Source organism: Streptomyces sp. NPDC006879, assembly GCF_042869595.1.
Lineage (GTDB): Bacteria > Actinomycetota > Actinomycetes > Streptomycetales > Streptomycetaceae > Streptomyces.
Genome location: NZ_JBIAGC010000023.1, coordinates 90,397 through 96,396 on the forward strand (window position 1 = coordinate 90,397; position 6,000 = coordinate 96,396).

Annotated in this window: 5 protein-coding genes; 4 read left to right on the top strand and 1 reads right to left on the bottom strand. The window is 68.8% G+C overall.

What is annotated here, in order from left to right; all coding sequences use genetic code 11:
- Positions 1 to 25: 25 nt before the first annotated feature.
- The 3 genes from ACFYMC_RS18625 to ACFYMC_RS18635 all read left to right on the top strand — a co-directional run bounded on the left by ACFYMC_RS18625 (position 26) and on the right by ACFYMC_RS18635 (position 3,530).
- Complete coding sequence (locus ACFYMC_RS18625; protein WP_388526110.1) at positions 26 to 991, top strand: cation diffusion facilitator family transporter; 966 nt, start codon at positions 26 to 28, stop codon at positions 989 to 991.
- A 320-nt stretch (positions 992 to 1,311) separates the two neighbouring features.
- Positions 1,312 to 2,769 carry an adenosylhomocysteinase gene (gene ahcY / locus ACFYMC_RS18630; protein WP_388526113.1) on the top strand — a complete coding sequence of 486 codons (1,458 nt, stop codon included), beginning with the start codon at positions 1,312 to 1,314 and terminating at the stop codon, positions 2,767 to 2,769.
- 140 nt (positions 2,770 to 2,909) lie between these two features.
- Positions 2,910 to 3,530 carry a hypothetical protein gene (locus tag ACFYMC_RS18635; protein ID WP_388526116.1) on the top strand — a complete coding sequence of 207 codons (621 nt, stop codon included), beginning with the start codon at positions 2,910 to 2,912 and terminating at the stop codon, positions 3,528 to 3,530.
- Between the two features lie 35 nt (positions 3,531 to 3,565).
- Here the strand turns inward: ACFYMC_RS18635 and ACFYMC_RS18640 are convergent, their stop codons facing one another.
- On the bottom strand, positions 3,566 to 4,528 hold the full coding sequence (locus ACFYMC_RS18640; RefSeq protein WP_388526119.1) for an RDD family protein: 963 nt from the start codon (positions 4,526 to 4,528) through the stop codon (positions 3,566 to 3,568).
- Between the two features lie 139 nt (positions 4,529 to 4,667).
- On the opposite strand from ACFYMC_RS18640, the gene ACFYMC_RS18645 reads away from it, so the two are divergent.
- The gene (locus ACFYMC_RS18645; protein ID WP_388526121.1) at positions 4,668 to 5,675 is read left to right on the top strand and encodes a stage II sporulation protein M; all 1,008 of its coding nucleotides are present in this window, start codon (positions 4,668 to 4,670) and stop codon (positions 5,673 to 5,675) included.
- The last annotated feature ends 325 nt before the right edge of the window (positions 5,676 to 6,000 follow it).

A 6,000-nucleotide genomic window follows, 5' to 3' on the forward strand; every position in this document is an offset into this window, starting at 1 on the left:
CATCATCGAAGGGACCCCCGCATCCATGAGCGCGTCAGGCGGAACCAGGGCGATCGTGGCGGCCCTCGCCGCCAACCTCGCCATTGCCGTAGCCAAGTTCGTGGCCTTCATCTTCAGCGGCTCCTCCTCGATGCTGGCTGAGAGCGTCCACTCCCTCGCCGACTCGGGGAACCAGGGACTGCTGCTCCTGGGCGGCAAGAAGGCACAGCGGGAGGCGACGCCCCAACACCCCTTCGGCTACGGGCGTGAGCGCTACGTCTACGCCTTCCTGGTCTCCATCGTGCTGTTCTCGGTCGGTGGCATGTTCGCCGTCTACGAGGGCTACGAGAAGATCAAGGACCCGCACGAGATCGAGGCCTGGTACTGGCCGATCGGCGTGCTGGTATTCGCGATCATCGCTGAGTCCTTCTCGTTCCGCACGGCGATCAAGGAGTCCAACCAGATCCGCGGAAACCTTTCCTGGAAGGACTTCATCCGCCGCGCCAAGGCCCCCGAACTCCCCGTGGTCCTCCTTGAGGACTTCGGAGCCCTGATCGGCCTGGTCCTGGCCCTCGGCGGTGTCGGCCTGGCCCTCGCCACCGGCGACGGTGTCTGGGACGGCATCGGCACGCTGTGCATCGGCTTGCTCCTGATCGTGATCGCGATCGTGCTCGCCGCCGAGACCAAGTCCCTGCTGCTGGGCGAGGCCGCCGGCACGGAGGACGTAGACAAGATCAAGAACGCGCTGGTCGACGGTGACGTCGTCACCGGCATCATCCACATGCGCACCCTGCACCTGGGCCCCGAAGAGCTGCTGGTCGCCGCCAAGATCGCGGTGGAGCACGACGACACCGCCGCCGAGGTGGCCGACGCGATCAACGCTGCGGAGGCACGGATCCGAGCCGCTGTACCCATCGCCCGGGTCATCTACCTGGAGCCGGACATCTACAACGCGGCGGCAGCAGCCGCCGGCGTCAACCCCGCCAAGTCGCCCGGTGACAGCGGCCACTGAGAGCACCGGGCCCCACCCGACCGGGCCGCCGCCCACCCATGATGGCGCGCAAACCGTCACGCCTCACCGGCTCGCCCACGGGCCAGGCGCCCCCACCGACCGGCTGGGGCGGGCCGGGGCGCTCGGTGTAGATTCTTAGCAGTGCCAGACGTCGCTGCTGAGGGCGGCCGGGCGGTCCCCGCGACCGGCCGGGTGGAGAGAGGGCCTCCGACGGACTGCGCTGCGCGTGATGACGCGCGGGCGTCAGACCTGCCCGCACGCCGCACGGCACAGCCAGCCGTACACACCCTTCGAGACCAATCCCACGAGGAGCAGCTCGCATGACGACTGTCACCACCGGCCAGGACTTCAAGGTCGCCGACCTCTCGCTCGCGGCCTTCGGCCGCAAGGAGATCACGCTCGCCGAGCACGAGATGCCCGGGCTGATGTCGATCCGCAAGGAGTACGCGGCGGCCCAGCCGCTGGCCGGTGCCCGCATCACGGGCTCGCTGCACATGACCGTGCAGACCGCCGTCCTGATCGAGACCCTCGTCGCCCTCGGCGCCGAGGTCCGCTGGGCCTCCTGCAACATCTTCTCGACGCAGGATCATGCGGCGGCAGCCATCGCGGTGGGCCCCGACGGCACCCCCGACAACCCGCGGGGCGTCCCGGTCTTCGCCTGGAAGGGCGAGACCCTGGAGGAGTACTGGTGGTGCACCGAGCAGGCACTGACCTGGCCGAACACCCCCACCGGCGGCCCGAACATGATTCTGGACGACGGCGGTGACGCCACCTTGCTGGTCCACAAGGGCGTCGAGTTCGAGAAGGTCGGCGCGGCCCCGGACCCGTCCACGGCCGACAGCGAGGAGTACGCCCACATCCTCACCCTGCTGGGTCGCACGCTCGGCGAGAGCCCGCAGAAGTGGACGCAACTGGCCTCCGAGATCCGCGGCGTCACCGAGGAGACCACCACCGGCGTCCACCGTCTCTACGAGATGATGCAGGAAGGCACTCTGCTCTTCCCGGCGATCAACGTGAACGACGCGGTCACGAAGTCCAAGTTCGACAACAAGTACGGCTGCCGCCACTCCCTGATCGACGGCATCAACCGAGCGACCGACGTACTGATCGGCGGCAAGGTCGCCGTCGTCTGCGGCTACGGAGACGTCGGCAAGGGCTGCGCGGAGTCGCTCCGCGGCCAGGGTGCCCGGGTCATCGTCACCGAGATCGACCCGATCTGTGCCCTGCAGGCCGCCATGGACGGCTACCAGGTCGCGACCCTCGACGACGTCGTGGAGATCGCCGACATCTTCATCACCACCACCGGCAACAAGGACATCATCATGGCCGCAGACATGGCCAAGATGAAGCACCAGGCCATCGTGGGCAACATCGGTCACTTCGACAACGAGATCGACATGGCAGGCCTGGCCAAGATCGACGGAATCGTCAAGGACGAGGTCAAGCCTCAGGTCCACACCTGGACCTTCCCCGACGGCAAGGTCCTGATCGTGCTCTCCGAGGGCCGTCTGCTGAACCTGGGCAACGCCACCGGCCACCCCTCCTTCGTGATGTCGAACTCCTTCGCGGACCAGATGCTGGCCCAGATCGAGCTCTTCACCAAGCCCGAGGAGTACCCCACCGACGTCTACGTGCTGCCCAAGCACCTCGACGAGAAGGTCGCCCGACTCCACCTCGACGCCCTCGGCGTCAAGCTCACCACGCTCCGCCCCGAGCAGGCCGACTACATCGGAGTCAAGGTGGAGGGCCCCTACAAGCCGGACCACTACCGCTACTGATCCGAGGGCCAGACGGCGGCGAGCTCCTGCCCCCGTTCCCCTACAGCGGCACCCATCGAGGCAGGCCCCGGCACCCCGAGTGCCGGGGCCCGTCCCGTACCGGCGCCACCTCCGTACCGGACCGTGAAGGACCCAGCCCCATGCCCCGCGGCCGCTATTCGCTCCACGACCCGCACGATCACACTCCTCTGGGCGAAGAACACTTCCACTGCGCCCCCGGCCCTTCTGGCTGGCGTTACGTCGCACAGACCGTCACCCCCGCCGGCGACCACCGGGGCTCCATCGACCTGGCCGTCGACGGCCTCGGCCGCCCCATCCGCCTCGAACTGCACGCCGCGAGCTGGCAGGTGCGCGGAGCGGCGCTCAACGGCGTCACCTGGGTCCGGACGGACCCCGCGGGCGTCGAGGCCACCGAGGGCAACGTCCCCGCTCACGGATTCACCGGCACCTCCCCGGCCTTCCTCATCGCCACGGCCCGGCTGCTGCGCCTGACCCCGGGCTCCCCGGTCAGCCGGGTGCGCCTGGTGGCCCTCACCGACCCGGTGCTCGCACCGAGAACCGTCGACCAGGCCTGGACCCTCTTGGGATCCGCGGTGCACAGCACGGACAGCGGGCCACTGGTCGTGGACGAATACCAGGTCAGAGCATTGGACACGGGGGAGCAGCACAGCATCCACCTGGCCGGTGACGTGGTGCTCTCCGCCCCCGGGATCGAGCTGGAACAGCTAGAGAGCCCGCCGTCCCGCTTCCCGGACGACTGACCGGGCGACTGACCGGGCGGCGGCCCGGCCGACGCTCAGGAGGGCGGCGCGAATCCGGTCGAGGGAGCGGGTGGGGTCGAGGCGCTGGCGGAGTCCGACGGCGCGACCCATGGGTCCGCGGGGGCGGACGGCGCTGACTCGCCCGCACCACCCGGCGCCACGACCTCGAAGCCAACGGCTACGGCGGAGCCGGGCGGTGTCCCCGGGGCCGAGCCATGCGAGGCCGGAGCCGGGTGTCCCCCCGCTCCTGAGCCGAAGGCCCGGTGCGCGTCCCGAACCTGCCGCTCCTGCAACACCGCCGCCAGATAGGCGACCGCCGGCACCCCGGGTGGAGCGGGCGTACCTGTACGAGCCGCAAGATCGGCGGCCAGATGTACCGCCATGGCTTCACCGACGCGCGGATCGAGCTGCCGCATCCGGGTCAGGCACTGCCGTATGGCCAGCCACAAGGGCTCCGGCACTCCGGAAAGGTCGAGCTCGGTGAACCGTCCCGCCAGGAAACCCGGCGGAGGCGGCAGGGCGACCGCCCGAGAAGCTCCGGGCACCCGCTCCCGCACCACCAGGGTGCCGGCGAACACGTCCCCGATCCGACGGCCCCGCTCGGAGACCAGGGAGGCGACACAGGCCACCACCCCGAAGAAGAGCATGATCTCCACGACCCCGATCGCACCGCGCACCAGCGCGTGGCGGAAGCTGATCGGCCCGCCGTCGTCGCGCACCACACGCAGCCCGCAGGCCAGCTTCCCCAGCGACCGGCCACGGCTGAGCGTCTCCACGGCTATCGGCCCGCCCACGAGCACCAGCACGAAGCAGGCGATCGACAGCGCCGCCTGTGCGGCCTCGTCCAAGGAAGCGGTGCCGAGGAGGAGGACCAGGAAGAGCAGGAGGAACACCGCCCAAGCCACGAACAAGTCGATGAGCAGCGCAAGCACCCGGCTGGGCAGCTTGGCCGGCTGCAAGCCCAGTACCACTGCATCTCCGGTCACCAGATCACTCATCGAAGCCCCCGCCCATTCCGCCTGCACACCGTCCCGTGGGACCAGTCTGCCAAGCTGACCACAGCAGTGCCCGTGCGGCCTCGACGGCCGATGCGTACCGTGCGTACGGGCCCCAGCACTGGAGCGGAGCAGCAGCCGGATGGACCTCGACGTCTTCGTGACCGCCCACCGACCCGAGTGGGACCGCCTGGAGCGACTGCTGCGTCGCGGCAAACGGCTCACCGGTCAGGAGGCGGACGAACTGGTCGCCCTCTACCAGCGCACCGCCACCCACCTCTCGCTCCTCCAGTCCAGTGCACCCGACCCGATGCTGGTGGGCCGTCTGACCCAGTTGGTGGCCCGGGCGCGCGCCACCGTGACCGGGAGCCGTCGCTCGGGCTGGCGCGACGTCGTCGGTTTCCTCACCGCGGGCTTTCCGGCAGCCGTCTACCGCAGCCGCCGCTGGTGGATTCCCACTGCGTTGCTCTCCACCGCGCTGGCGGTGGTGATCGGCCTGTGGATCGGTTCCCAACCGGAGGTCCAGGCCGCGATAGCCGCACCCGAGGAGCTTCGAGATCTGACCCGCCCGGGTGGTGGCTACGAGACGTACTACTCCAGCCACCCGGCTGCTTCCTTTGCCGCACAGGTGTGGACGAACAACGCCCAGGCGGCTGCGATGTGCCTGGTCCTCGGGGCCTTCCTCGGCCTACCGGTGATCTGGGTGCTCTTCCAGAACATGCTCAACCTCGGGGTGGGCATCGGTCTGATGGCTGACGCGGGTCGTCTGGATACCTTCCTCGGCCTGATCCTTCCGCACGGCTTGCTCGAACTGACCGCCGTGTTCGTCGCGGCAGGCACCGGGCTGAAGCTGGGTTGGACCGTCATCGACCCGGGCCCGAGAACGCGCCGTGCCGCCTTGGCGGCCGAAGGCAGGGCGGCGTTGGGCATGGCCATCGGTCTGGCCCTGGTGCTCTTCGTCTCCGGAGTGATCGAAGGCTTCGTCACCCCCTCCGGCCTGCCGACCTGGGCCCGCATCAGCATCGGTGTCGCAGCGGAGCTGGCCTTCTTGACCTACGTGTTCGCGCTGGGCGGCCGGGCAGCACGCGCTGGCGAGACGGGCGACCTTGAGCAGGCCGGCCGCAGTGCCGTTCTGCCGACGGCGGCCTGATGTGCAGGAGACCCGGTTGAGCTGCTAGTGTCCTCGTCGTCCCGCAAAGACTGTTGACACGGTCCTCGCGGGGAGGTAGATTCGAACGGTTGCGTCGAACTGGACAAGTTCGACGGCAAGGGTTTAACATCTCTCTCGCTCCTCTCGTGGGAATTCAATTCCCCCAGGAGCACGCCGACGCCTATCAGGTCTCTGAAGCCGGAATAAACCGGTGGAAAACTTCTGATAGGGTCGGAAATGCGGAAAGGGAAATCGCGAAAGCGAGGGACCTTAAAGCGATCCCGTTTCGACTGGGAGTCAGGTCCGAAAGGATCTGGTAGAGTCG